Source organism: Nonomuraea ferruginea (genome assembly GCF_039540635.1).
Classification (GTDB): Bacteria; Actinomycetota; Actinomycetes; order Streptosporangiales; family Streptosporangiaceae; genus Nonomuraea; species Nonomuraea ferruginea.
This window is the reverse complement of sequence record NZ_BAABFD010000033.1, coordinates 57,774-78,881: the sequence shown is the minus strand read 5'-3', so window position 1 is coordinate 78,881 and position 21,108 is coordinate 57,774. Positions and strand designations below refer to the sequence as shown.

Below are 21,108 nucleotides of genomic sequence, written 5' to 3'. Positions count from 1 at the left end.
AAGGAAACACCCGGTTACATTCCGAACCCGGAAGTTAAGCTTCTCTGCGCCGATGGTACTGCACTCGGGAGGGTGTGGGAGAGTAGGTCACCGCCGGACAATTTTCATATGGGAAAGGCCCCGACAGGAGTGTCGGGGCCTTTCTCGTGGTGAGCCCCGAGGCTACGGCTTCGGGGCTTTTCTTGTTTGTGGGGCCACCGCGATTACACCGGTACGTTCCGGCTCCGCGAGGGCGAACGGACGACCGGCACTCCGGACCGGCCCCATGATGGAGGTATGACTTCAGTGACTTACCGCGTGTGCGTGGTCTGCATGGGCAACATCTGCCGCTCCCCGATGGCCGCGACCGTGCTCCGCAAGGTGCTGGATGGTCACGGGCTGGGCGACCAGGTGATCGTGGAGAGCGCCGGCACCGGCGGATGGCACGCCGGCGGGCCGATGGACGAGCGGGCGCTGCGGGTGCTCGCCGCTCACGGGTACGACGGATCCGAGCACGTCGCCCAGCAGTTCACCGCCGACTGGTTCGACCGCTACGACCTGGTGCTGGCCATGGACCGCGACAACCGGGCGTTCCTCAGCCGGATGGCGACCTCCGGCGTGGAGGTGCGGCTGTTCCGTTCCTTCGACCCTGACGCGCCTGTCGGCGCCGAGGTGCCCGACCCGTACTACGGGGGCGATGAAGGGTTCGTCGAGGTGCTTACCCTGGTGGAGGCCGCGTCCGTGGGCATCGCCAAGCACATCGCCGATGAGATCGACTGAGGACCTGGGCACGTCCCACGGCTGGCGGTTGCAGCGGGGCGTGCTCGACGACGGCCGCGTGGTGTTCGCCAAGACGGGAGCCCGTTCGCCGGTCTTCGCCTCCGAGGCGGCCGGGCTGCGCTGGCTGGGCGAGGTCATCGCCGTACCCGAGGTGATCGAGGCCGGTGCGGATCGGCTGGTCCTGTCGTGGGTGGACGAGGAGCCGCCGAGCGCCGCCGCGGCCGAGCGCTTCGGCCGCGACCTGGCGCTCATGCACCGGGCCGGGGCGGACGCCTTCGGCGCGCCCTGGCCGGGGTTCATCGCGGAACTGCCGATGGACAACACGCCCGCCGGCGACTGGCCGACCTTCTACGCGGAGCGGCGGGTGCTGCCGTTCGCCATGACGGCCCGGCTGCCGTCCCGTGACCTGGCGCTCGTCGAGCGGGCGGTGGCGCGGTTCGCCGAGGTCGCCGGGGAGCCGGAGCCGCCCGCCCGCATCCACGGCGACCTGTGGAGCGGCAACCTGCTGTGGTCGGGCGGCCGGGTCGTGCTGGTCGACCCCGCGGCCCACGGCGGCCACCGGGAGACCGACCTGGCCATGCTCGCGCTGTTCGGGGCGCCGTACCTGGACCGGATCCTGGGCGCGTACCAGGAGGAGGCCCCGCTTGGGGACGGCTGGCGCGAACGGGTCCCGCTGCACCAGCTGCATCCGCTGCTCGTGCACGTGGTGCTGTTCGGCGGCGCGTACCACGGCAGCCTGATGGACGCCGTGGCGAAGGTGCTGGCGCTCTAGGAGTTGAGCCGGCTGATGACCTCGTCGTGCAGGAGGCCGTTGGTGCACACCAGGCTGCCGCCCTCCAGGCCGCGCACGCCCGCCGTGTCGGTCCAGCGACCGCCCGCCTCCTCGACGATGACCGTGAGCGCCGCCATGTCCCACGGCGACAGCTCCGGCTCGGCCGACAGGTCCACCGAGCCTTCGGCCACCATCATGTGCGACCAGAAGTCACCGTACGCGCGAGTGCGCCAGCAGGAGCGGCCCAGGTCGAGGAAGCCGTCGAGGCGGCCGGTCTTCTCCCAGCCGCTGAAGCTGGAGTAGGAGAAGGACGCGTCGCCGAGGCTGGAGACGGACGACACGCGCATCCGGGTCGCCTTCGTCAGGCTCCTGCCGGTCCACGCGCCGCCGTCGGTCGCCGCCCACCAGCGCCGGCCCAGCGCCGGGGCCGACACCAGGCCGACCACGACCTTGCCGTACTCCATGAGCGCGATCAGCGTCGCCCAGACGGGGACCCCGCGCACGTAGTTCTTGGTGCCGTCGATGGGATCGACGATCCACGACCTGGCCCCCCAGCCGGTCTTGCCGAACTCCTCACCCACCACCGCGTCGCGCGGCCTGGCGCGGCGCAGCGTGCCGCGGATCGACTCCTCGACGGCGCGGTCGGCGTCGCTGACCGGGGTGAGGTCCGGCTTGGTCTCGACCTTGAGGTCGACCGCCTTGAAGCGCCGCATCGTCAGGTCGTCGGCGGCGTCGGCCATGACGTGGGCGAGACGGAGGTCATCGTGGTATCCCTGCACGAAGTGTCACGCTACCGTGCCGCCTGTGCCGAACAGCAGTCACCCGCGGCGGCTTTTCTGATAAGCCCGGTTTTCGGTTACCGGCTAGTAGCATGCGGGCATGTCACTTGACGTCGGCGATCTGCTGCTCCAGACCGTGCCCTTCGCCCGCACTCTCGGCATCACCTTCGACTCCGCCGCCGACGGGCGCGCCGTCTGCCGCCTGCCGGACCGGTCCGACCTGCACAACCATGTCGGCGGTCCGCACGCGGGCGCCTTGTTCACCCTGGCCGAGTCGGCGTCCGGCGCCGCCATGCTCACGGCCTTCGGCGACCAGCTCAATCGGGCGGTCCCCCTGGCTACCGCGTCGACCGTCCGCTACCTCAAGCTGGCCAAGGGCGAGATCGTGGCGTCGGCGCGGCTGCTGGCCGCGCGCGAGGAGGTGGTGGGGCGGCTGGACGCCGGTGAGCGGCCGGAGTTCGACGTCGAGGTCGAGGTACGGAACGAGGAAGGCACGGTGGTGGCCACCCTCACCGTCTCCTGGACCCTGCGCCCTTCCCGCTGAGGTCGGGTCAGGGGCTGTCGTCGAGCGCGCCTTCCCGGCTGGCCAGGAGGCGGCGGAGGGAGCGCAGGCGGGCCGTGTCGGCGTGACCGGCGGCCACCCAGGCGTCCAGGGCGCAGCCCTCCGTCAGGTGGGTGCAGCCCTTGGGACACTTGACCGTGCCCTCCACCAGGTCGGGGAAGGCGGCCAGGACCGTCTCCACCGACACGTGGGCCAGGCCGAAGCTGCGGACACCGGGCGTGTCGATGATCCACCCGCCTTCGGGCAGTTCGAGGGCGACGGCCGAGGTGGAGGTGTGGCGGCCGCGCCCGGTCACGGCGTTCACCTGCGACACGGCTCGGTTCGCGTCGGGGACGAGCACGTTGACCAGCGTCGACTTGCCCACCCCTGAATGCCCGACCAGCACGCTGATGCGCCCCTTGAGGTGGTCGCGCAGCTCGTCCAGCGAGCCGCCCCGGTGGACGACGACGTGCGGCACCCCCAGCGGGGCGTACTGGGCCACCAGGTCGTCCGGCGGCGCCAGGTCGGACTTGGTCAGGCAGAGCAGCGGGTCGATCTCCGCGTCGAACGCCGCCACCAGGATGCGGTCGATCATGCGCGGCCGGGGCGGCGGGTCGGCCAGCGCCGTCACGATGACGAGCTGGTCGGCGTTGGCCACCACCGGCCGCTCGATGCCGTCGGTGTCTTCGGTGTCGTCGGCCGAGCGCCGCAGCATGGACGTGCGCGGCTCCACCCGGACGACCCTGGCCAGCGTGTCGGGCCGGCCGGAGACGTCGCCCACGAGCGCCACCCGGTCGCCGACCACGATGCCCTTGCGGCCCAGCTCGCGCGCCTTCATGGCCACCACCAGGCGGCGCTGCTGCTTGCGCCTGGCCTCCACCAGTGTCGTGTAGCGGCCCCGGTCGACCGCCACCACGAAGCCCTGCTCCGCGTCGTCGTGGGCAGGGCGGATGCGGGTCCGCGGCCTGGAGCCCTTGCCCGGCCTGACCCGTACGTCGTCCTCGTCGTACTCCCGCCTTCTCAGCGGTCCACTCCTATGACCTCGCTGGCTCGTCCAGAGGGGCCGCATACCCCGGGAAGGGGGAGGTATCCGCGCATGGCGGTCACCGGTCGCCCAGCATGGCGGCCCACATGTCGGCGAACTCCGGAAGGGTCTTACCCGTCGTCGCGATGTTCTCCACCTCGACGCCGGGAACGGCCAGGCCGATCACCGCGCCGGCCGTGGCCATGCGGTGGTCGTCGTAGCTGTGGAAGAGGCCGCCGCGCAGCGGGCGGGGACGGACGACGAGCCCGTCGCCGGTCTCCTCGGCGTCGCCGCCGAGCCGGTTGATCTCGGTGACGAGCGCGGCGAGCCGGTTGGTCTCGTGGCCGCGCAGATGGGCGATCCCGCGCAGGCGGCTCGGCGTGCCGGCGAGCGCGGCCAGCGCGGCGACGGTCGGGGTCAGCTCGCCCACCTCGCGCAGGTCGGCGTCGATCCCGGCGATCTCTCCCGTGCCGCTCACGACGAGGTCGGCGACGTCGCCTGAGGCGGACTCCAGACGGACGTCGCCGCCCATCCGGGCGAGCAGGTCGCGCAGCGTGTCGCCCGGCTGGGTGGTCTCCAGCGGCCAGCCGGGGACCGTCACCGTGCCGCCCGTGACGAGGGCGGCGGCCAGGAACGGCGCCGCGTTGGACAGGTCGGGCTCCACCACCCACTCGCGGGCCGCGATCGGCCCCGGCTCGACGCGCCACACGTCGGGCTCGTGGTCGTCGACCCGGACGCCGGCGGTGCGGAGCATGTGGACGGTCATCTGGATGTGCGGCTGCGAGGGGACCGGCGGGCCGGCGTGGCGGACCGCCACCCCCTTCTCGAACCGGGCGGCCGCCAGCAGCAGGCCCGAGACGAACTGCGACGAGGCCGAGGCGTCGACCGTCACCTCGCCGCCGGCGAGCGGCCCGTGGACGGTGAACGGCAGCGCGTCGCCGTCGACCCGAGCGCCGAGCGCCCGCAGCGCGTCGAGGATCGGGCCCATCGGGCGCTTGCGCGCGTGCGGGTCGCCGTCGAACGCCACCGGGCCGTCGGCGAGGGCGGCCACCGGCGGCACGAACCGCATGACGGTGCCGGCCAGCCCGGCGTCGATGTGCGCGCCGCCGCGGATCGGCCCCGGCGTGACCGTGTAGTCGACGCTGGAGGCGGTCTCGGCCGACGCGGTGAGCGTGGCGCCGAGGGCCCGTAGCGCCCCGGCCATCAGGTCGGCGTCGCGGCTGCGCAGCGCGCGGCGTACGACACAGGGACCGTCGGCGAGTGCGGCGAGCACCAGCGCCCGGTTGGTCACCGACTTCGAACCGGGCAGCGAGACGGACGCCGAGACGGGAGCGTCGGCGTGCGGGGCGGACCAGTGGGCGTCAGGCATGCTCAAAGCCTACTGGCCCGCCGCGCCGTCACAGGAAGACGGCGGTGTCGAGCAGGAAGTCGACGGGGTCGGGGAGGTGGATCTCCTTGCCCAGGTCTACGGTGGTGGCGATCGTGTAGCGGCCGTCCTTCGGCTCGCTGAACACGGTGACCCGGGCGGGCTCCGAGACGGGGTCGACGAGCATGTAGATCGGGACGCGGGCGGTCGCGTAAATGCCGGGCTTGTGGTCGCGGTCGTCGCCGACGCTGCCGGCCGAGACGACCTCGCCCGCCATGACGAGCCCGCTCGCGTACACCTCGCGGGCTCCCCAGCGGGGCGCGTCGGGTGGGTACACCGCGACGTCCGGCTCGTACGGGTCACGTGTCCCGTCCGTGCAGATCCCGAGGCCGGCGACGGCTTTCCAGCCGCGTGCGACGGCGTGGGGGCGCAGAACGACGGCGAGGGTCGTCGCCATGTCCTGATGTTCGGGGGTGCCTAGGGGGCTCACTATCAACCTTCCGTCGATGATCTCGGCGCGCATCTTCGTGCGGCCGACCAGGGCGTCGTAGACGTCGCGAAGGGTCGTGAGCTCGTTTTCGCCCGCGGGGGCGGGCGGGACTTCGCCGGTCGTGGCGGACACCTCCGGCTCGGGAGACGGAGCGGGGCATCCGTGAGTCTTGCGAGAAGTCGTCACCATCGTCCGTATCCCTTCGTGTCCTCTTCGATACTCAGAGTATTGCGCATGCGACTCGTACACGCGAGCGAATGACGGACGTGGCAGTGTGGAGGAATGTGCGGGAGATACGCGTCGGCGCGCGACAAGCACCAGCTCCTCGAGGAGTTCCAGGTGGAGCAGGACGCCGACCCTGAGAAGGAGCTCGGCGCCGACTACAACGTGGCGCCGACCAAGAACGTCTACGCCGTCCTGAGCCGCGTGCCGAAGGACGCCGAGCGGGCGGTGCGGCAGCTGCGGGTGGTCAAATGGGGGCTGGTGCCGGCGTGGGCCAAGGATCCGTCCGTCGGGTCGCGGATGATCAACGCCAGGGCGGAGACGCTGGCGGAGAAGCCGTCCTACCGGCAGGCGTTCGCCAAGCGGCGCTGTCTGCTGCCCGCCGACGGCTACTACGAGTGGATGCCGGTCGAGGGCGACAAGAAGAAGAAACAGCCGTACTTCATCCATCCGTCCGACGGCGGGGTCCTGGCGATGGCGGGGCTGTACGAGTTCTGGAAAGACCCGAACCGCGCCGACGACGACCCGCTGAAGTGGCTCGTCACCTGCACGGTGATCACCACGGACGCGGAGGACGAGCTGGGCCGCATCCACGACCGCATGCCGATGATGATCGAGCGTGAGCGCTGGGGCGAGTGGCTCGACCCGAAGGTCACCGACACGGAGCAGGCGCAGCGACTGCTGGTGCCGGCCCAGCCGGGCAGGCTCACCGCCCACCCCGTCAGCACCGACGTCAACAACGTCAGGAACAACGGCCCCGGCCTCGTCGAGCCGCTTCCGGAGGAGGGGGGAAGCGCGCTTTTCTGAAGGTGTAAGGAGCGTGTGAAGCGGGCATCCGGTGAGGAAAGCAATGGCATGCGTGTACGCGGTGTCACTGCTTATCAAATGCCCCTCAATCGCACCGCGCGGGATTACCGGGGAGCTCCCGTCGCGGGTTGCCCTCACTTTCCCGGAGGTGCGGATCCGTGGACGCCGCGACCGCTCGTGAGCGACTGGAAGACATGCTCGCCGAACTCGACCGTTCGATCGGGGTGCTGCAGGGCGACCCGGTGGCGATCCGGGAGTATTCTGCCGCCGACGCGGGCTCCGACCTGACCGACGCCGATCGCGCCAGGGCGATGCTGACCGTCGCGACGACGCAGCGCAGGGCGGTGGTCGACGCCATCAAGAGGCTGGACGAAGGCACCTACGGACGGTGCGTCGACTGCGGCGCGCTGGTGCCCGAGGGCAGGCTGGAGGCCCGCCCGGAGGCGTCGCGGTGCGTGCAGTGCCAGGGCAAGCGCGAGCGCAGGCGCTGACCGCTCAGATCTTGCGGGCGCTGGCCACCAGGTGGATGCCGACCGTGTCGTCCTCGTCCGGACGCGCGTCGAGCTCGGTGCGCACCAGGTAGGACAGGGTGCGCGTGTCGGAGCCGAGCACGTGGTCGACCGTCGAGGGCGACAGCACCGTGCGCGGACGCACCCACTCGACGTCGAGGCCGGCGCCCATGAGCAGCTCGCGCAGCTGCGTGCTGCTGAAGCAGCGCGTGATGCTGCCGTCGGGCCACGGCACCAGCATGACCTCGCCGGTCTGCCGCAGGTGTTGCCACTGGCCCTGCTCGGCCAGGATCGCCATGCCGAGCACCAGCGAGTCGACGCACACCAGGGCGCGCCCGCCGGGCTTGAGCACGCGGGCCACGTCGCTCATCGCCGACTCGGCCATCAGCTCGATCGACATCGCGCGTTCCTCGGCGACCACCGCGTCGACGCTCTCGTCGGGCAGGAAGGACAGGTCGTCGGCGCGCACGTGGCGGACCAGCCCCGCCTCCCGCAGCCGGACGCCCTCTGAAGTCCGGCGGAAGTCGAGCACCTCGATCACCCGGTGACCCGCCCGGGCGGCCTGGCTGGACCACCGGCCGCGGCCGCCGGACAGGTCGAGGACGACCGAGGGCTGGGCGGGGAGCCATCTGCTGAGCTGTTCGGCGACGACGGCGTGGTAAAAGGTCCAGTACGGCCCCAGCGTTCCTGAGCCGTTGAGTTCCTCGGCCGGAATGGGCAGCACGCGCGACTCCTGGGTTCCGGAAAATGGCTACCAGCCGGTACGTATGGTTTTCCCCGCACCGGGTTGTTCGTCACCTTCTATCTTGCGGGAACAGACGAAGACACGGGCGTGTTGCGAGGAGCATGCTCACTTTGCTCGACGCCCTCCCCGATGACCGCCCGGTCACCGGCGAACGGGTATCCTCCCCTGAGTACGGTGTCCCGCCACAGCTGGTCACCGGTGATCTTAGGGGGGTGGGTCCGGTGCCCGCGACAGGCGCGGAGACTCTGGAACAGCGGGGCGAGCGGTTCGAGCGTGATGTCATGCCTTACCTCGAGCAGCTCTATTCGGCCGCGCTCCGGATGACCCGGAACCCCGCCGACGCCGAGGACCTGCTGCAGGAGACCTTCGCCAAGGCGTTCGCGTCCTTCCACCAGTTCCAGGAAGGCACCAACCTCAAGGCGTGGCTCTACCGTATCCTCACCAATACTTTCATCAACAATTACCGCAAGAAGCAGCGCGAGCCCAAGCAGGCCGGCACCGAGGAGATCGAAGACTGGCAGCTCATGCGGGCCGGCTCCCACACCTCCAGCGGGCTGAAGTCGGCTGAGGTCGAGGCGCTCGAGCACCTCCCCGACGGCGACGTCAAGGAGGCCTTGGCCGCGCTGCCCGAAGACTTCCGGATCGCTGTCTACCTCGCCGACGTCGAGGGCTTTCCTTACAAGGAGATCGCCGACATCATGGGCACTCCGATCGGCACCGTGATGTCAAGGCTCCATCGCGGGCGCAGACAGTTGCGCGGTCTTCTGGAGGATTACGCTCGTGAGCGGGGCCTGGTCCCGACGGAGGGATCGAAATGAGCTGTGGCAAGCCGCATGAGACCGACTGTCGTGAGGTGCTCGACAGGGTCTACGAGTACCTCGACGGCGAGCTGACCGCCGGAGATGTCGCCGACATCCGCGTGCATCTCGACGAGTGCGGCCCCTGCCTGGAGGAGTACGACCTCGACAAGGCGATCAAGCAGCTCGTCGCCAAGAAGTGCGGCTGCGATCCGGTCCCCGACGACCTGCGCGACAAAGTGCTGGCGCGTATCGCACGGGTGAGGGCCGAGCTGTCCGACTAGGATCTCCCCATGCGCGTGCTTGTCACCGGGGGTGCCGGGTTCATCGGATCCAATCTCGTCGACCGTCTGCTCGCCGAAGGGCATGAGGTCGCCGTCGTCGACGACCTGTCCTCGGGCGGCCGCGACAACCTCGCCCAGGCGACCGGGACTGGCCGGCTCCGGCTGCATGAGCTCGACATCCGCGACCCCGCCCTGGTCGCCCTGGCCGCCGAGCTGAGGCCGGAGGTCGTCTGCCATCTCGCCGCGCAGATCAGCGTGCGCAAGAGCGTCGCCGACCCGGTGCTCGACGCCAGTCTCAACGTCACCGGCACCGCCGCCGTGCTCACCGCCGCGCGTGAGGGCGGCGCGCGCAAGGTGGTGTTCGCCTCGTCCGTCGCGGTCTACGGCAGGCCGCAGACGATCCCCGTGCCGGCCGGCGCCCCCACCGACCCGCGCTCCCCTTACGCCGCCTCCAAGCTCAGCGGCGAGACCTATCTCGCCGCCTTCCGGGGCCTGTACGGCATGGAATACACCACGCTCGTGCTGGCCAACGTCTACGGGCCGCGCCAGTCGCCCGAAGGCGAGGCGGGCGTGGTGTCGATCTTCACCGACGCGCTGCTCGGCGGCACTCCCACGGTCGTCTACGGCGACGGCACGCAGACCCGCGACTACGTCTACGTCGACGACGTCGTGGAGGGCTTCGTCCGGGCGTGCGGCTCCGCCGGCGACGGCCGCCGGTTCAACCTCGGCACCGGCATCCAGACCACCGACCGCAGGCTCCACTCGCTGATCGCCGACGCGGCCGGCGCGCCCGACAAGCCAGGCTTCGCCCCGCCGCGGCCCGGCGATCTGCCGGCCATGGCCGTCGACCCGGTGCCCGCCTATGAGGGCCTCGGCTGGGAGCCGCGCGTTGATTTGTCCACAGGCGTGAAGAACACGGTCGAATGGGCCAGAAGTCGCCGCAGGTAGTTGTTCGATTACACTTTGCTTGCGATTCGTGACTCGGCCGGTTTGCGGGCGCCGTCTTCTGTAGCGTGAGCCCCAGAAATCGACGTGGAGGCCAGCGCATGTTGAAGCCACTGATCGCCCGGCTGTTCACGGCCGTCGTGCTCATCACCCCCGTGGCCGCGTTCCTTGTGGGCATGGCCACGCCCCCCGGGGTTTCCTGGACCTGAACGTGCGTTGGGGGCCGCAATGCGTGATCTGCCGTGGCCCGCGAGGGTCTACCTGGTCGCCCTGATCGGAGCGGTGGCCGGGCTCGTCGGGTGGAGCGCCGTCGCGCCTGGAGGCTCGGCCGTCGCGGGCAAGCTCGACGTCCTGCTCGTGCTCATGCTCCTGTTCCTGGTGTGCGAGTCGATGCCGACGTTGCTGACCGTGGAGCATTTCGCGGTGTCGGTCAGCTTCTCGGCGGCGCTGGCCGCCGTGGTGCTGATCGGGCCCGAGGGCGCGGCGCTGGTGGGGCTGACCGCCGTGCTGAGCGTGCGGCCCGGGCTGCCGCTCATCAAGCGGGTCTTCAACGGGGCGCAGTTCGCCATCTGCGGCTACGCGGCCGGCTTCGTCTACGTCTGGCTCGGCGGCGCGATCGGCGTGCCGGAGGTCCACGAGTTCGACGACCTCATCGGCCCGTACGTGGGCGCGACCGCGGTGTTCGTGCCGCTCAACATCCTGCTCACGCTCACCATGGTCCGGCTGGCGACCCGCGTCAGGCCGGTCGAGATGCCGTTGCGCGGGCTGGCCCAGTTCCTGCTGTCCTACTTCGGCTACGGCACGTTCGGGTTGCTGGTGGCGGGCCTGTGGGCGACCATCCAGTCGATCTCGGCGGTGCTGGTGCTGGTGCCGCTGTTCGTGGCGCGCTGGGCGTTCGGCCAGTATCACGCGCAGCAGCGCTCGTACGACGCGACGATCGCGGCGCTGTGCCAGGCGGTGGAGACCAAGGACTACTACACCCGAGGCCACTGCACCCGGGTGTCGCTGGCGTCCGGCATGATCGCCGAGGAGGTCGGCATGGGCGTGGAGCGGATGCGCGCCATCCGTTACGCGGGCATGCTGCACGACGTGGGCAAGCTCGGCGTGCCGACCAAGGTGCTGCAGAAGGACGGGCCGCTCACCGAGGAGGAGTTCGCCGCGATCCAGCTCCACCCGATGCGCGGGCTGGAGATCGTGCAGGGCATCGACTTCCTCGACGAGGCGTTCGCCGGGATCATGCACCACCACGAGCGCCACGACGGCAAGGGCTACCCGATGGGGCTGGCCGGCGACGAGATCCCGGAGTTCGCCCGGATCATCGCGGTGGCCGACGCGTTCGACTCGATGACCTCCGTCCGCTCCTACCGCGGCGCGCGGCCCGTCAGCGTGGCCGTGGAGGAGCTGCGCAAGGGGGCGGGCACCCAGTTCGACCCGGTGATGGTGGCGGCGTTCGTGCGGGCGCTGGAGCGCGAGCCGTGGCAGCCGCCGCGGCGCGTCGATCTGCCGCCCCCCGACGCCGCCGAGACCCCCACGAAGGACCACGACGACCCCACCATGCCCATCCAAGTGGTGACCGGGCAGTGACCCGCGCGCTCCGGCGGCTCCGCACGGGTCAGCTGCTGCTCATCTGCACCGCGGGCGCCGTGGCTCTGGCGGGCATCGCCCATGTCTCGGCCGAAGGGCTCGACCGGCCGGAGATCGCCGTCGGGTTCGGCGCGCTGATCGCGGCCGGAGAGCTGGCCAGGCTCACCATGCCGGGCAACCGGGAGGTCGCCCCGATCGGGGCCGCCGCCGCGCTCGGCTACACGCTGCTGCTCGACCTCAGCCAGGTCCAGCTGCACCACTCCGCGCTCCAGGTCGTGGCGGTGATCGCGGTGGGCATGATCGCGGGCGCGCTGCCCCACCTGGCGGTCGGCCGTCCTCCCCGGCTCGACGCGATGGCCCGCCGCCTGCTCACCGGCGCGCTGCTGGCCGCCGCCTTCAGGCCGCTCGCTGATCCGCTCTACTGGCTGACCCAGGGCGAGGGCGGCACCTGGTGGCCGGCCCTCGGCGTGATGGTGGTGCTGATCGGCCTGATGCTGCTGATCGACATGCTGATCGCGGCCATGCTCAGGGCCGAGCAGGTGCGCACGGCCTTCCGGGTGGCGCTGCGCGACGAGCTCAACGTCGCCTTCCCGCTCGGCGCCGCGGTGGCGTCCTCCGGGGTGCTGCTGGCGCTCGCCACGCACAGCATGGACCTCGTGGCGCTGCTCGTGTTCGCGGCCCCGCTGCTGGTCACCCAGGTGGCCTTCCGCAAGTACGCCGGGATCCGCGCCACCTACCTGCAGACCGTGCGCGCCCTGTCCAGGGTCACCGAGGTCGGCGGCTACGTCGAGCCGGGCCACTCGCGCAGGGTGAGCCGCCTGGCCGTGGCCGTCGGCAGGGAGCTGGGCATGGCCGAGCCGGAGCTGCTGGAGCTCGAGTACGCCGCGCTGATGCACGACATCGGCCAGCTCTCGCTGCGCGACCCCATCCCCGGCGGCGCCACCGTGCTCGCCGAGCCCGACCAGGCCCGGCGCATCGCCGAGCTGGGCGCCGAGGTGATCAGGCAGACAGGGGTGCTGGACCGGGTGGCCGACCTGGTGAGCCGCCAGTGCGACCCGGTGAGCGAGGACCCTCCGCTGGCCAGCCGCATCATCAAGGTCGTCAACGCCTACGACGACCTGCTGGGCGGGTCGACCGACCGCGACCGGGCGAGCGCCGCGCTGGAACGGCTGAGGCTGGGCGCGGGGGTCGCGTACGATGCCGACGCGGTCGAGGCGCTGGCCCGCGTGGCGGGCCGCCTGCTGCTGCGGCTGTAGGGGTCGCGCAGTGAGCCGGGCCGCTAGCGGGTTTCCGTGAGCTCACCATTGTAGGAATCCTACAGAACCGGTTGTCCGGATCGGTGGTGTCGAGGGAAAGGGATCAGGGGTGCGGGAGCCGTAGGGTTGCTCCGTGCTGACTGAGTCGCTGGGGCCTGTTCTGGTCGCCAACCGGGGAGAGATCGCCCGCCGGATCATCCGTACCGTCAAGCGGCTGGGGCTGCGGGCGGTGGCGGTCCACTCGGAGGCGGACGCGGGGTTGCCGTTCGTGCGTGAGGCCGACGAGGCGGTGCTGATCGGCCCGGCCGCGCCCGCGCAGAGCTATCTCGACACGACCAAGGTGCTGGAGGCGGCCAGGGCGACCGGAGCCCGCGCCGTCCACCCCGGTTACGGGTTCCTGGCGGAGAACGCCCGGTTCGCGCAGGCCGTGATCGACGCCGGGCTGGTCTGGGTCGGGCCGTCGCCCGAGGCGATCGACCGGATGGGCGACAAGATCAACGCGCGCAACCTGATGGAGGCGGCCGGCGTGCCGGTCGCGGCCGGCACCCGCGAGCCCGCCACCGACCTGGACCTGGCGCTGGAGGCCGCCCGGAGCATCGGCTACCCCGTGATGGTCAAGACCGCCGGGGGCGGCGGCGGGATCGGCATGAGCGTGGCGCGCGACGAGAGCGAGCTGGCCAAGGCGTTCGAGCAGGCGGCCAGGGCGGCCGCGCGGTTCGCGGCGGGCGACGCGCCGGCCGGGCCGGCCATCCTGCTGGAGCGCTACATCGAGCGGGCCCGCCACGTCGAGGTGCAGATCCTGGGCCTGCCCGGTGGCAAGGTCGTGGCGCTGGGCGAGCGCGACTGCTCGGTGCAGCGCCGCCACCAGAAGGTGGTGGAGGAGTCGCCGTCACCCGGGCTCACCTCCGAGCTGCGCGAGCGCATGCTCGCGGCGGCCGTGCGGGCCGGGGAGGCGGTCGGCTACCTCGGCGCCGGCACCGTCGAGTGCCTGGTCGACGCCGACGCGCAGGACTTCGTCTTCCTGGAGATGAACACCCGGCTCCAGGTGGAGCATCCGGTCACCGAGCTGGTCACCGGGCTCGACCTGGTGGAGCTGCAACTGCGGGTCGCGGCGGGGGAGTGTCCCGAGGTGACGACGGCGACGGCCGGGCACGCGATCGAGTTCCGCGTCTACGCCGAGGACCCGAAGCGCTTCTTCCCCGGGCCCGGCACGATCACCGTGTGGGACGAGCCGACCGGCGACGGGGTGCGGGTCGACTCCGGCTACGCGGCCGGTGACACGGTGACCCCGTTCTACGACCCGCTCATGGCCAAGCTGTGCGTGCACGCGCCGACCCGTACCGAGGCGCTGGAGCGGGCCCGCAAGGCGGTGGCGAGCTTCACCGTCGAGGGTCCCAAGAACAACCTGGCGTTCTGCGCGGAGCTGCTGGAGCACCGCGAGTTCGTCAAGGGTGACTACGACACGGGTCTGGTGGCGCGGATGCGCGGCGGCAGGCCCGCATGACATTGTTGGATCATTTCCTCGAAGGGAGTCGCGGTGGCTGAGGTCCGTGCGGAGATGGTGGCGAACGTCTGGAAGGTGGTCGTCAAGGAGGGCGATGCGGTCTCCGACGGCGACACGCTGGTCATTCTCGAGTCGATGAAGATGGAGATCCCGGTGCTCGCCGAGGACGACGGCGTGGTGGTCCGGCTGAAGGTGGCCGAGGGCGACGTGATCCAGGAAGGCGACCTGATCGCCGTCATCGAGTGACGCGGCTCATGAACCTGTCGCGGTCGACCACGACCCGCTCGATCGTGCCGCGGGCGACGACCGCGTGCCTGTCGCGGGCGAGGAAGCCGAAGGTCAGCCGCCTGCCGTCGACCGCGGTCAGCTCGGTCTCGATCTCGACGTGGGTGCCGACCGGGCTGGCCGCCAGGTGCTCCAGCTCGGCGCGGGTGCCCACGGAGGTCTGGCCGGGCTCCAGGTGGTCGAAGACGGCCCGCACGGTGGCCTGCTCGGCGAGGGCCAGCAGGCGCGGTGTGGCGAGCACGGGCACGTCGCCGCTGCCGATCTTCGTCGCGGTGTCCTCCACCTCGACCATGATCATCAGCTGGGCGCGCAGACCTGGAGCGAGCGTCATGTGTCCAAGCCTAGTAGTCGACTACGGGCATCGAGATCTGGTGCAAAACGGGGACAAGCATGACCCCGAGGCCGCAGGATAGGGTTTGTACGGCTTATGGCATTTGTGTGGCGTGTGAGAAGGGTGAGTCGTACTCTCTCGAAGTTCCGTGACCTCTGTGTTACCTCACCGCGACACAAGTCCGCTTTGTTGGAGAACCCTGGGGTGGGCGAGGTTCGAGAGGTAGAGGGGTAGCGGGGGAAGTCATGGTGGCCCAAGGGACGACGCTGGCCGGGCGGTATCGTCTGGATACCCGCATCGGCGCGGGCGGCATGGGCGAGGTCTGGCGCGGCGAGGACACCGTCCTGGCCCGGACCGTCGCCGTAAAGGTGCTGCTTCCGGGCCGCATGCAAGACCCCGGGTTCCTGGCCCGTTTCCAGGCCGAGGCCAGGGCGATGGCCACGATCAACCACTCCGGGGTCGTCGACGTCTACGACTACGGCGTGAGCGGCGACACCGTCTACCTGGTGATGAAGTTCGTCGACGGCGAACCGCTCGACCGGCTGCTCACCCGCCTGGGCCGGATCGCCCCCCAGCCGGCCATGGAGCTGATCGCGCAGGCCGCGTCCGCCCTGCAGGCCGTCCACGACCAGGGCATCGTGCACCGCGACGTGAAGCCGGGCAACCTGCTCGTGCAGCGCGACGGCACGCTCGTGCTCACCGACTTCGGCATCGCCCGCTCCGACCTGGGCAACCGGCTCACCGACGCCGGCATGGTGCTCGGCACCGCCGCCTACTGCGCGCCCGAGCAGGCCGAGGGCGCCCCGGTCACACCCGCGGTCGACATCTACGCGCTCGGCGTGGTCGCCTACGAGTGCCTGGCAGGGCAGCGGCCGTTCGACGGCGACAGCCCCGTCACGATCGCGCTCAAGCACATCAGGGAGGCGCCTCCGCCGCTGCCTCCCGACATCCCGCCGCCGGTGCGCGCGCTGGTGGAGCAGGCGCTGTCCAAGGACCCCGCGCGGCGCTTCCCGAGCGCCCGGGCGATGAGCGAGGCGGCGCGCATGATCGCCGCCGGCCAGCTGCCGCCCGCCCAGCCGTCCATGCCGTCGACGGGCGCCACCATGCCCCCGCCGGTGGCGTCCTATCAGACGGGCGCCATGCAGGCCCCCGAGGCGACCACGGTGGCGGGGCCGCGGCAGAGCCGCCGCGCCGCGGCCAAGGCGCCCCGCCGGGGCGGTCTGGTGGCCGCCCTGGCCGCGGCCGTGGTGGTCGGGGTGGGCGCGGGCGCGGTCGCGCTGACCAACATGAGCGGCGAGACGGTGCCGCCGCCCGACCCGGACAAGGTGGCGATGAGCCAGCCGGCCGAGGTCACCGACGAGCCGACCCCCGCCAAGACCACCACGAAGGCGCCCAGACCCAAGCCCACTCCGACGACGGAGACGCCGGTCCGCCAGGAGACGACGCCGACGCCGGAGGAGACGAAGCCGTCGCAGTCCCCGACTCCCACGGCGACCCCTACGGCGACGCCGTCGAAGACGCCCTCCGCCACCCCGACTCCCAAGCCCAAGAAGCCTGTGCCCTACGTGGTCGACCTGCCGTATCCGCAGGCGAAGTCCATGCTCAGCGCCTCCGGGTTCAAGATCTACGCCGACGACCAGACCGGCGGCAAGGTCAAGGAGGAGTGCCTGAAGGTCGCGCAGAGCTGGCCGGACGGCGGGGAGGAGCTCATCGTGGGCAAGGTGGTCAAGGTCGTCCTCATCCCGATCGACCCCTGCGCCTCGTCCACTCCGAGCCCCACGGTCACGCCGGTCCCCAAGAACTGATAGGCCCTCACACCCCCGTGGTGTTGCGCGGGTAGGCGATCTCCGGGTCGGTGGCGATGTTCACCATGTACGGGATGCCGGAGTCGAACGCGCGGCGCAGCGCGGGCCCGATCTCCGACGGGTGGGTGACCAGTTCGCCGCCGCCGCCCAGCGCCGTCACCACCTGGTCGTAGCGACACTGCGGCTGCAGCTCGGCCGCCACGTCGTAGCCGTAGAGCAGCTGCATCGGGTGCTTCTCCAGGCCCCAGATGCCGTTGTTGCCGCAGATCATGACGACCGGCAGGCGGTGCCGTACGAGCGTGTCGACGTCCATCAGCGAGAAGCCCGCGGCGCCGTCGCCGAGCAGCAGCACCACCTGGGAGGACGGGCGGGCCAGGCGGGCGGCGATGGCGTAGCCGAGCCCGGTGCCGAGGCAGCCGTACGGGCCGGGGTCGAGCCAGTTGCCCGGCTGCCGGGGCTCGACGTACTTGCCGGCGTAGGAGACGAAGTCGCCGCCGTCGCCGATGACCACCGCGTCGTCGGCGAGCACCTTGCCCAGCTCGCCGTAGATGCGCATGGGATGGATCGGGTCGGTGTCGGCGGCCAGCAGGTCGGCGTCGCCGGCGATGGCCGCGGAGGCGGTGTCGGCGAGCGTGGACAGCCAGGCGGCGTAGCGGGAGGGCTTGACGCCCGCCTCGCCGCAGGCGTCGCCGAGGCTCCACAGCACCACGGACAGGTCGCCGGCGGTGGAGGCGGCCGGGGGCATGTGGGTGACCAGGTGGGACGGGGCGTCGGTGATGTGCACCACCTTGGCCAGCGGCGCGCCGTCCTTGCCGCCGAACCAGCCGTAGCCGAGCCGGAAGTCGAGCGGGGTGCCGATCACGACGACCAGATCGGCCTTGGCGAACGCCTGGCCGCGGGCGCGGGTGACGAGCAGCTCGTGGCCGGCCGGCAGGATGCCGCGGCCCTGGCCGTTGGGGATGACCGGCAGCCGCCACGCCTCGGCGAAGTCGCGGGCGGCCTCCTCGGCCCGGTCCATCCACACGTCGGACCCGTACACCAGGACCGGGCGCTCGGCCTCGGCCAGCAGCCGGGCGATGGCGCGCAGGTCGTCGGGGTCGGGCTCCAGCGGCGAGGGCGTCTGCGTCTGCGGCTCGTGCACCGGCGACGGCGAGAACAGGTGGTCCATGTAGAAGTCGAGGAAGACGGGCCCCCGGTGCGGCGCCACGGCCGTGCGGAAGGCCATCTCGACGTCCTGGCCGGTCGATTCGGGGCCGGAGGAGGTGAACGCCAGCTTGGTGATCGGGGCCAGCAGCGGCGGGTGGTCCATCTCCTGCAGGGCGCCGCTGCCCCAGCGGGACTGGGGGGCCCGCCCGCCCATGACGACCACCGGCGAGCCGTTGAAGTGGGCCGTGGCCACGCCGCTGACGCCGTTGGTGATGCCGGGGCCCGCGGTGAGCACCGCCAGGCCGGGCTTCCTCGTCAGGCGGGCGGTGGCCTCCGCGGCGAACACCGCGCTCTGTTCGTGGCGCACGTCGAGGATGCGCATGCCCTCGTGCTGGGCGCCGTCGTACAGGGGGAAGACATGTCCTCCCGAGAGGGTGAACATGGTCTCGACACCATAGGCCTTGGACACGGCGACGGCGGCGTCACCGGCGTGCTTCGCAGACTCCATAGCCCGGAACTTACCAATGAGTCACATGAGTAAACAGCCTTCAAGGAGGAGGTCAGCAGCAGATGTGGATGACGCCGTCGCGGGTCGTGGCGCGCACCTTGCGTGACGAGGACGGGTCGACGCGGCTCTCGACGTCCGTCTCGGGGGCGCTGGCGGTCACGTCGTAGTCGCCTTCGGGCAGGTCCATCCCGATGTCGCCGACGGCCCTGACCACGGCGCGCACGTCGGCCGGGGGAGTGTCGAACGACAGCCGCACCGTGCCGGTGCCGGTCTCGGCGTCCACCACGCCGCCGCGCAGGCGTGCGGCGTCGATGTCACCGGTCTCGCTGCGCAGCCGCAGGTCACCGGTCAGGTCGTCGGCGTCGACGAGTCCCCAGGCGGAGGTGAGGCTGACGTCGCCGTGGATGCCGCTGACGCTCAGCGAGGCGCTCGTGGTCGCCTCGATGTCGGTCTCCGGTGGGACGAACAGCTGGTAGTTGACCAGGCAGTCCGGCTGACCGGGGAGGTGGTCGCCGGGGCAGCCGCCGTCGAGGCGGAGCGCGTTGTCAGCCCACTCCTCGCTCACCGTGGGCTTCCGCCCGGTCCACATCAGCTGGCGCCCCACCCCGACGGAGCCGGCCCGGCCCGCCTGGATGTGCACGTGGATGTCGTCGCCGGCCTCGATCGTCAGCGCGCCGCCCCGGAACGGGATGGACCGCCACGTCAGCTCGGTGGGCGGGCTGGGGTCGGCGACGGCCTGCCAGACGAGGTTGGTGGAGACGGCCAGTGCGACCACCGTCAGGGTCGCGCCCAGGACCAGCCAGAGCCGCCTCACGGCAAGCTCCTGATCTTGAGGAACTGGAGCACGGCCAGCACCCGCCGGTGGTCGCCCTCGGCGGGGGGCAGGTCGAGCTTGGCGAAGATGTTGCCGATGTGCTTGCCCACCGCGCCCTCGCTGAGCACCAGCGCCTGCCCGATGCCCGCGTTGGAGCGGCCCTCCGCCATCAGCTGGAGCACCTCGTACTCGCGGGGTGTCAGCCGGTCCAGCGGGTCACTGTGGCCGCGCAGCAGGAGCTGGGCCACCACCTCCGGGTCGAGCGCGGTGCCGCCGGCCGCGACCCTGCGCAGCGCGTCGACGAACTCGGCGACGTCAGCCACCCGGTCCTTCAGGAGGTAGCCGACGCCGCCCGTGGCGGACGACAGCAGCTGGGCGGCGTAGCGCTCCTCCACGTACTGCGACAGCACCAGGACGGCGAGCGCCGGCCGCCGGCGGCGCAGCACCAGCGCGGCCCGCAGCCCCTCGTCGGTGTGCGTGGGCGGCATGCGGACGTCGGTGAGCACGAGGTCGGGCCGGTGCTCCTCGGCGGCCCGCAGCAGCCCTTCGGCCTCGGCCACGGCCGCGACCACCCGCATGCCCGAGCCCTCCAGCAGCCGGATCAGCCCTTCGCGCAGCAGCACGGAGTCCTCGGCGAGCACTATGCGCACGGTAGTTCCACCTCGATCGTCGTCGGCCCGCCCAGCGGGCTGCTCAGCCGCAGCGTGCCGTCGACGGACTCGACCCGCTGGGCCAGGCCGCGCAGCCCGGTGCCCCGGTCCATCGTCGCGCCTCCGCAGCCGTCGTCGTACACCAGCAGGCGCAGCCGGTCGCGCTCGCGCCGCACGGTCACCTCGGCCCGGGTGGCCGCGGCGTGCTTGGCGATGTTGGTCAGTGCCTCGGACACGGTGAAGAACGCCACCGCCTCGATCGTCGGGGAGACGCGGCGGTCGATGCCGACCTCCAGCCGCACCGGGATGGGGGCCCGCGCGGCCACGCCGGAGAGCGCCGCGTCCAGGCCCTGGTCGTTGAGCACCGCGGGGTGCAGGCCGCGGACGAGGTCGCGCAGCTCCCTGAGCGCCTGCTTGGCCTCCTCGTGCGCCTGCTCGATGGCCTGGCGCGCGGGGTCGGGCAGGTCGGTCAGCGTGGCGCGGGCGATGCCGAGGTTCATCGCGAGCGACACCAGCCGCTGCTGGGCGCCGTCGTGCAGGTCGCGCTCGATGCGGCGGCGCTCGGCGTCCGCGGCGTCGATCACGCCCGCGCGGCTCTCGGTCAGCGTCTCGATCCGCTCGTCCAGCTCCTTGCGGCTGGGGCCGAGCAGCGCGCGGGCGATCGCCAGGTCCAGCGCGGCCATGACGCGGGCCAGCAGCGGCGCCAGCACCAGCAGGACGACGCCGGCCAGCGCGTAGACGACCGCCACCGCCGGGTCGCGCAGGTCGGGCGTGAAGACCATGGGCGGCGGGCTGGACAGCGGCCCCAGGAAGGCCAGCACGCCCACGAGGCCCGCCCCCCAGGCCAGCGACACCAGGACGGCCGCGGGGAAGCTCACGAGCGGCGACAGCGCGTGGTAGCCCACCTGCCGCCACAGGCTCAGCGTGCGCCAGCCGGACGCCACCGGGACCGGCGGGATGCGCGCCCCCTGGAACGCCGCGAACCTGGAGCGCTGCACCCCGGTGAGCCAGGGCAGGGCGTGGCGGAGCGCGGCGGGGAACAGGGCCAGCGGGAGCGTCGCCGCGGCGAGCAGGCAGGCGACGGGCAGCCCGGTGATCACGTGCGCGGTGTCCAGCCAGGCCCTGGCCGACCAGGGACGGGGGACCTTCATGGAATCCACCGTATTGAGGTGGAAGGTCCGCTGG

At 71.6% G+C, this 21,108-nt stretch carries 23 protein-coding genes and 1 rRNA gene; 14 read left to right on the top strand and 10 right to left on the bottom strand.

Annotated features, from left to right (window positions below; translation table 11 throughout):
- The 3 genes from rrf to ABD999_RS41480 form a co-directional block, all read left to right on the top strand.
- Positions 1 to 99: ribosomal RNA gene (rrf, locus tag ABD999_RS41490) — 5S ribosomal RNA — on the top strand; the annotation flags it as partial.
- 177 nt (positions 100 to 276) lie between these two features.
- The gene (locus ABD999_RS41485) at positions 277 to 759 is read left to right on the top strand and encodes a low molecular weight protein-tyrosine-phosphatase (RefSeq protein WP_271276577.1); all 483 of its coding nucleotides are present in this window, start codon (positions 277 to 279) and stop codon (positions 757 to 759) included.
- Positions 746 to 1,531 (top strand): fructosamine kinase family protein, encoded by a 786-nt coding sequence (locus ABD999_RS41480; protein WP_148029322.1) that lies wholly within the window; start codon positions 746 to 748, stop codon positions 1,529 to 1,531. The genes ABD999_RS41485 and ABD999_RS41480 overlap by 14 nt, the downstream gene beginning before the upstream one ends.
- Here ABD999_RS41480 and hisN read toward each other — a convergent pair.
- Complete coding sequence (gene hisN, locus ABD999_RS41475) at positions 1,528 to 2,310, bottom strand: histidinol-phosphatase (protein ID WP_148029323.1); 783 nt, start codon at positions 2,308 to 2,310, stop codon at positions 1,528 to 1,530. The two genes, ABD999_RS41480 and hisN, sit on opposite strands and share 4 nt — an antisense overlap.
- A 100-nt stretch (positions 2,311 to 2,410) precedes the next feature.
- Here hisN and ABD999_RS41470 point away from each other — a divergent pair, with 100 nt between their 5' ends.
- Positions 2,411 to 2,854 carry a DUF4442 domain-containing protein gene (locus tag ABD999_RS41470; protein ID WP_148029324.1) on the top strand — a complete coding sequence of 148 codons (444 nt, stop codon included), beginning with the start codon at positions 2,411 to 2,413 and terminating at the stop codon, positions 2,852 to 2,854.
- A gap of 7 nt (positions 2,855 to 2,861) precedes the next feature.
- On the opposite strand, the gene rsgA is transcribed toward ABD999_RS41470, so the two are convergent.
- Genes rsgA through ABD999_RS41455 form a run of 3 tightly spaced genes read right to left on the bottom strand, consistent with a single transcriptional unit; the run spans position 2,862 to position 5,764 of the window.
- Positions 2,862 to 3,920 carry a ribosome small subunit-dependent GTPase A gene (rsgA, locus tag ABD999_RS41465; RefSeq protein ID WP_261808317.1) on the bottom strand — a complete coding sequence of 353 codons (1,059 nt, stop codon included), beginning with the start codon at positions 3,918 to 3,920 and terminating at the stop codon, positions 2,862 to 2,864.
- Positions 3,921 to 3,954: 34 nt separating this feature from the next.
- Positions 3,955 to 5,244, bottom strand: a complete 1,290-nt coding sequence (aroA, locus tag ABD999_RS41460) for a 3-phosphoshikimate 1-carboxyvinyltransferase (RefSeq protein ID WP_271276578.1) — start codon at positions 5,242 to 5,244, stop codon at positions 3,955 to 3,957.
- 28 nt (positions 5,245 to 5,272) lie between these two features.
- Positions 5,273 to 5,764 carry a Uma2 family endonuclease gene (locus ABD999_RS41455; RefSeq protein WP_271276604.1) on the bottom strand — a complete coding sequence of 164 codons (492 nt, stop codon included), beginning with the start codon at positions 5,762 to 5,764 and terminating at the stop codon, positions 5,273 to 5,275.
- Positions 5,765 to 6,013: 249 nt separating this feature from the next.
- Between ABD999_RS41455 and ABD999_RS41450 the strand changes: the two genes are divergently transcribed.
- Both ABD999_RS41450 and ABD999_RS41445 read left to right on the top strand, forming a co-directional pair.
- Complete coding sequence (locus ABD999_RS41450; RefSeq protein WP_271276579.1) at positions 6,014 to 6,760, top strand: SOS response-associated peptidase; 747 nt, start codon at positions 6,014 to 6,016, stop codon at positions 6,758 to 6,760.
- Between the two features lie 158 nt (positions 6,761 to 6,918).
- Positions 6,919 to 7,251 (top strand): TraR/DksA family transcriptional regulator, encoded by a 333-nt coding sequence (locus ABD999_RS41445; protein WP_148029328.1) that lies wholly within the window; start codon positions 6,919 to 6,921, stop codon positions 7,249 to 7,251.
- Positions 7,252 to 7,255: 4 nt separating this feature from the next.
- Here the strand turns inward: ABD999_RS41445 and ABD999_RS41440 are convergent, their stop codons facing one another.
- A complete protein-coding gene (locus ABD999_RS41440; RefSeq protein WP_148029329.1) occupies positions 7,256 to 7,993 on the bottom strand; it encodes a class I SAM-dependent methyltransferase in 738 nt (245 codons plus the stop codon).
- 233 nt (positions 7,994 to 8,226) lie between these two features.
- On the opposite strand from ABD999_RS41440, the gene ABD999_RS41435 reads away from it, so the two are divergent.
- From ABD999_RS41435 to ABD999_RS41405, 7 genes are all read left to right on the top strand, one after another.
- Complete coding sequence (locus tag ABD999_RS41435; protein WP_261808837.1) at positions 8,227 to 8,832, top strand: sigma-70 family RNA polymerase sigma factor; 606 nt, start codon at positions 8,227 to 8,229, stop codon at positions 8,830 to 8,832.
- On the top strand, positions 8,829 to 9,095 hold the full coding sequence (gene rsrA / locus ABD999_RS41430; RefSeq protein WP_148029330.1) for a mycothiol system anti-sigma-R factor: 267 nt from the start codon (positions 8,829 to 8,831) through the stop codon (positions 9,093 to 9,095). Before ABD999_RS41435 ends, rsrA begins: the two co-directional genes overlap by 4 nt.
- 9 nt (positions 9,096 to 9,104) lie before the next feature.
- Positions 9,105 to 10,043, top strand: a complete 939-nt coding sequence (locus ABD999_RS41425) for an NAD-dependent epimerase/dehydratase family protein (protein ID WP_148029331.1) — start codon at positions 9,105 to 9,107, stop codon at positions 10,041 to 10,043.
- Between the two features lie 225 nt (positions 10,044 to 10,268).
- A complete protein-coding gene (locus ABD999_RS41420; RefSeq protein ID WP_219548976.1) occupies positions 10,269 to 11,624 on the top strand; it encodes an HD-GYP domain-containing protein in 1,356 nt (451 codons plus the stop codon).
- A complete protein-coding gene (locus ABD999_RS41415) occupies positions 11,621 to 12,880 on the top strand; it encodes an HD-GYP domain-containing protein (RefSeq protein ID WP_148029333.1) in 1,260 nt (419 codons plus the stop codon). Before ABD999_RS41420 ends, ABD999_RS41415 begins: the two co-directional genes overlap by 4 nt.
- 133 nt (positions 12,881 to 13,013) lie before the next feature.
- Positions 13,014 to 14,384: an acetyl-CoA carboxylase biotin carboxylase subunit gene (locus ABD999_RS41410; RefSeq protein WP_271276580.1), complete on the top strand. Its 1,371-nt coding sequence runs from the start codon at positions 13,014 to 13,016 to the stop codon at positions 14,382 to 14,384.
- A gap of 33 nt (positions 14,385 to 14,417) precedes the next feature.
- Positions 14,418 to 14,630: a biotin/lipoyl-binding carrier protein gene (locus ABD999_RS41405; RefSeq protein ID WP_148029334.1), complete on the top strand. Its 213-nt coding sequence runs from the start codon at positions 14,418 to 14,420 to the stop codon at positions 14,628 to 14,630.
- Here ABD999_RS41405 and ABD999_RS41400 read toward each other — a convergent pair.
- Positions 14,620 to 15,000: a thioesterase family protein gene (locus ABD999_RS41400; protein WP_187280954.1), complete on the bottom strand. Its 381-nt coding sequence runs from the start codon at positions 14,998 to 15,000 to the stop codon at positions 14,620 to 14,622. The genes ABD999_RS41405 and ABD999_RS41400 overlap by 11 nt on opposite strands.
- A gap of 245 nt (positions 15,001 to 15,245) precedes the next feature.
- On the opposite strand from ABD999_RS41400, the gene ABD999_RS41395 reads away from it, so the two are divergent.
- The gene (locus ABD999_RS41395) at positions 15,246 to 16,805 is read left to right on the top strand and encodes a serine/threonine-protein kinase (RefSeq protein WP_345483196.1); all 1,560 of its coding nucleotides are present in this window, start codon (positions 15,246 to 15,248) and stop codon (positions 16,803 to 16,805) included.
- Positions 16,806 to 16,812: 7 nt separating this feature from the next.
- On the opposite strand, the gene ABD999_RS41390 is transcribed toward ABD999_RS41395, so the two are convergent.
- Genes ABD999_RS41390 through ABD999_RS41375 form a run of 4 tightly spaced genes read right to left on the bottom strand, consistent with a single transcriptional unit; the run spans position 16,813 to position 21,074 of the window.
- The gene (locus tag ABD999_RS41390) at positions 16,813 to 18,459 is read right to left on the bottom strand and encodes an acetolactate synthase (RefSeq protein WP_271276582.1); all 1,647 of its coding nucleotides are present in this window, start codon (positions 18,457 to 18,459) and stop codon (positions 16,813 to 16,815) included.
- A gap of 52 nt (positions 18,460 to 18,511) precedes the next feature.
- Positions 18,512 to 19,273 carry a DUF4097 family beta strand repeat-containing protein gene (locus ABD999_RS41385; protein ID WP_148029337.1) on the bottom strand — a complete coding sequence of 254 codons (762 nt, stop codon included), beginning with the start codon at positions 19,271 to 19,273 and terminating at the stop codon, positions 18,512 to 18,514.
- A complete protein-coding gene (locus ABD999_RS41380) occupies positions 19,270 to 19,923 on the bottom strand; it encodes a response regulator transcription factor (RefSeq protein WP_271276583.1) in 654 nt (217 codons plus the stop codon). Before ABD999_RS41380 ends, ABD999_RS41385 begins: the two co-directional genes overlap by 4 nt.
- On the bottom strand, positions 19,914 to 21,074 hold the full coding sequence (locus tag ABD999_RS41375; RefSeq protein ID WP_148029339.1) for a sensor histidine kinase: 1,161 nt from the start codon (positions 21,072 to 21,074) through the stop codon (positions 19,914 to 19,916). Before ABD999_RS41375 ends, ABD999_RS41380 begins: the two co-directional genes overlap by 10 nt.
- Positions 21,075 to 21,108 lie beyond the last annotated feature (34 nt).

What these genes read in the sequence shown, in the direction of transcription:
- ABD999_RS41455 (WP_271276604.1), bottom strand. Translation starts at nt 5,764, where the DNA reads ATGCGCGCCGAGATCATCGACGGAAGGTTGATAGTGAGCCCCCTAGGC.
- ABD999_RS41375 (WP_148029339.1), bottom strand. Translation starts at nt 21,074, where the DNA reads ATGAAGGTCCCCCGTCCCTGGTCGGCCAGGGCCTGGCTGGACACCGCG.
- ABD999_RS41390 (WP_271276582.1), bottom strand. Translation starts at nt 18,459, where the DNA reads ATGGAGTCTGCGAAGCACGCCGGTGACGCCGCCGTCGCCGTGTCCAAG.
- rsgA (WP_261808317.1), bottom strand. Translation starts at nt 3,920, where the DNA reads ATGCGGCCCCTCTGGACGAGCCAGCGAGGTCATAGGAGTGGACCGCTG.
- ABD999_RS41425 (WP_148029331.1), top strand. Translation starts at nt 9,105, where the DNA reads ATGCGCGTGCTTGTCACCGGGGGTGCCGGGTTCATCGGATCCAATCTC.
- aroA (WP_271276578.1), bottom strand. Translation starts at nt 5,244, where the DNA reads ATGCCTGACGCCCACTGGTCCGCCCCGCACGCCGACGCTCCCGTCTCG.
- ABD999_RS41485 (WP_271276577.1), top strand. Translation starts at nt 277, where the DNA reads ATGACTTCAGTGACTTACCGCGTGTGCGTGGTCTGCATGGGCAACATC.
- ABD999_RS41450 (WP_271276579.1), top strand. Translation starts at nt 6,014, where the DNA reads ATGTGCGGGAGATACGCGTCGGCGCGCGACAAGCACCAGCTCCTCGAG.
- ABD999_RS41470 (WP_148029324.1), top strand. Translation starts at nt 2,411, where the DNA reads ATGTCACTTGACGTCGGCGATCTGCTGCTCCAGACCGTGCCCTTCGCC.
- rsrA (WP_148029330.1), top strand. Translation starts at nt 8,829, where the DNA reads ATGAGCTGTGGCAAGCCGCATGAGACCGACTGTCGTGAGGTGCTCGAC.
- ABD999_RS41420 (WP_219548976.1), top strand. Translation starts at nt 10,269, where the DNA reads ATGCGTGATCTGCCGTGGCCCGCGAGGGTCTACCTGGTCGCCCTGATC.
- ABD999_RS41480 (WP_148029322.1), top strand. Translation starts at nt 746, where the DNA reads ATGAGATCGACTGAGGACCTGGGCACGTCCCACGGCTGGCGGTTGCAG.
- ABD999_RS41395 (WP_345483196.1), top strand. Translation starts at nt 15,246, where the DNA reads ATGGTGGCCCAAGGGACGACGCTGGCCGGGCGGTATCGTCTGGATACC.
- ABD999_RS41400 (WP_187280954.1), bottom strand. Translation starts at nt 15,000, where the DNA reads ATGACGCTCGCTCCAGGTCTGCGCGCCCAGCTGATGATCATGGTCGAG.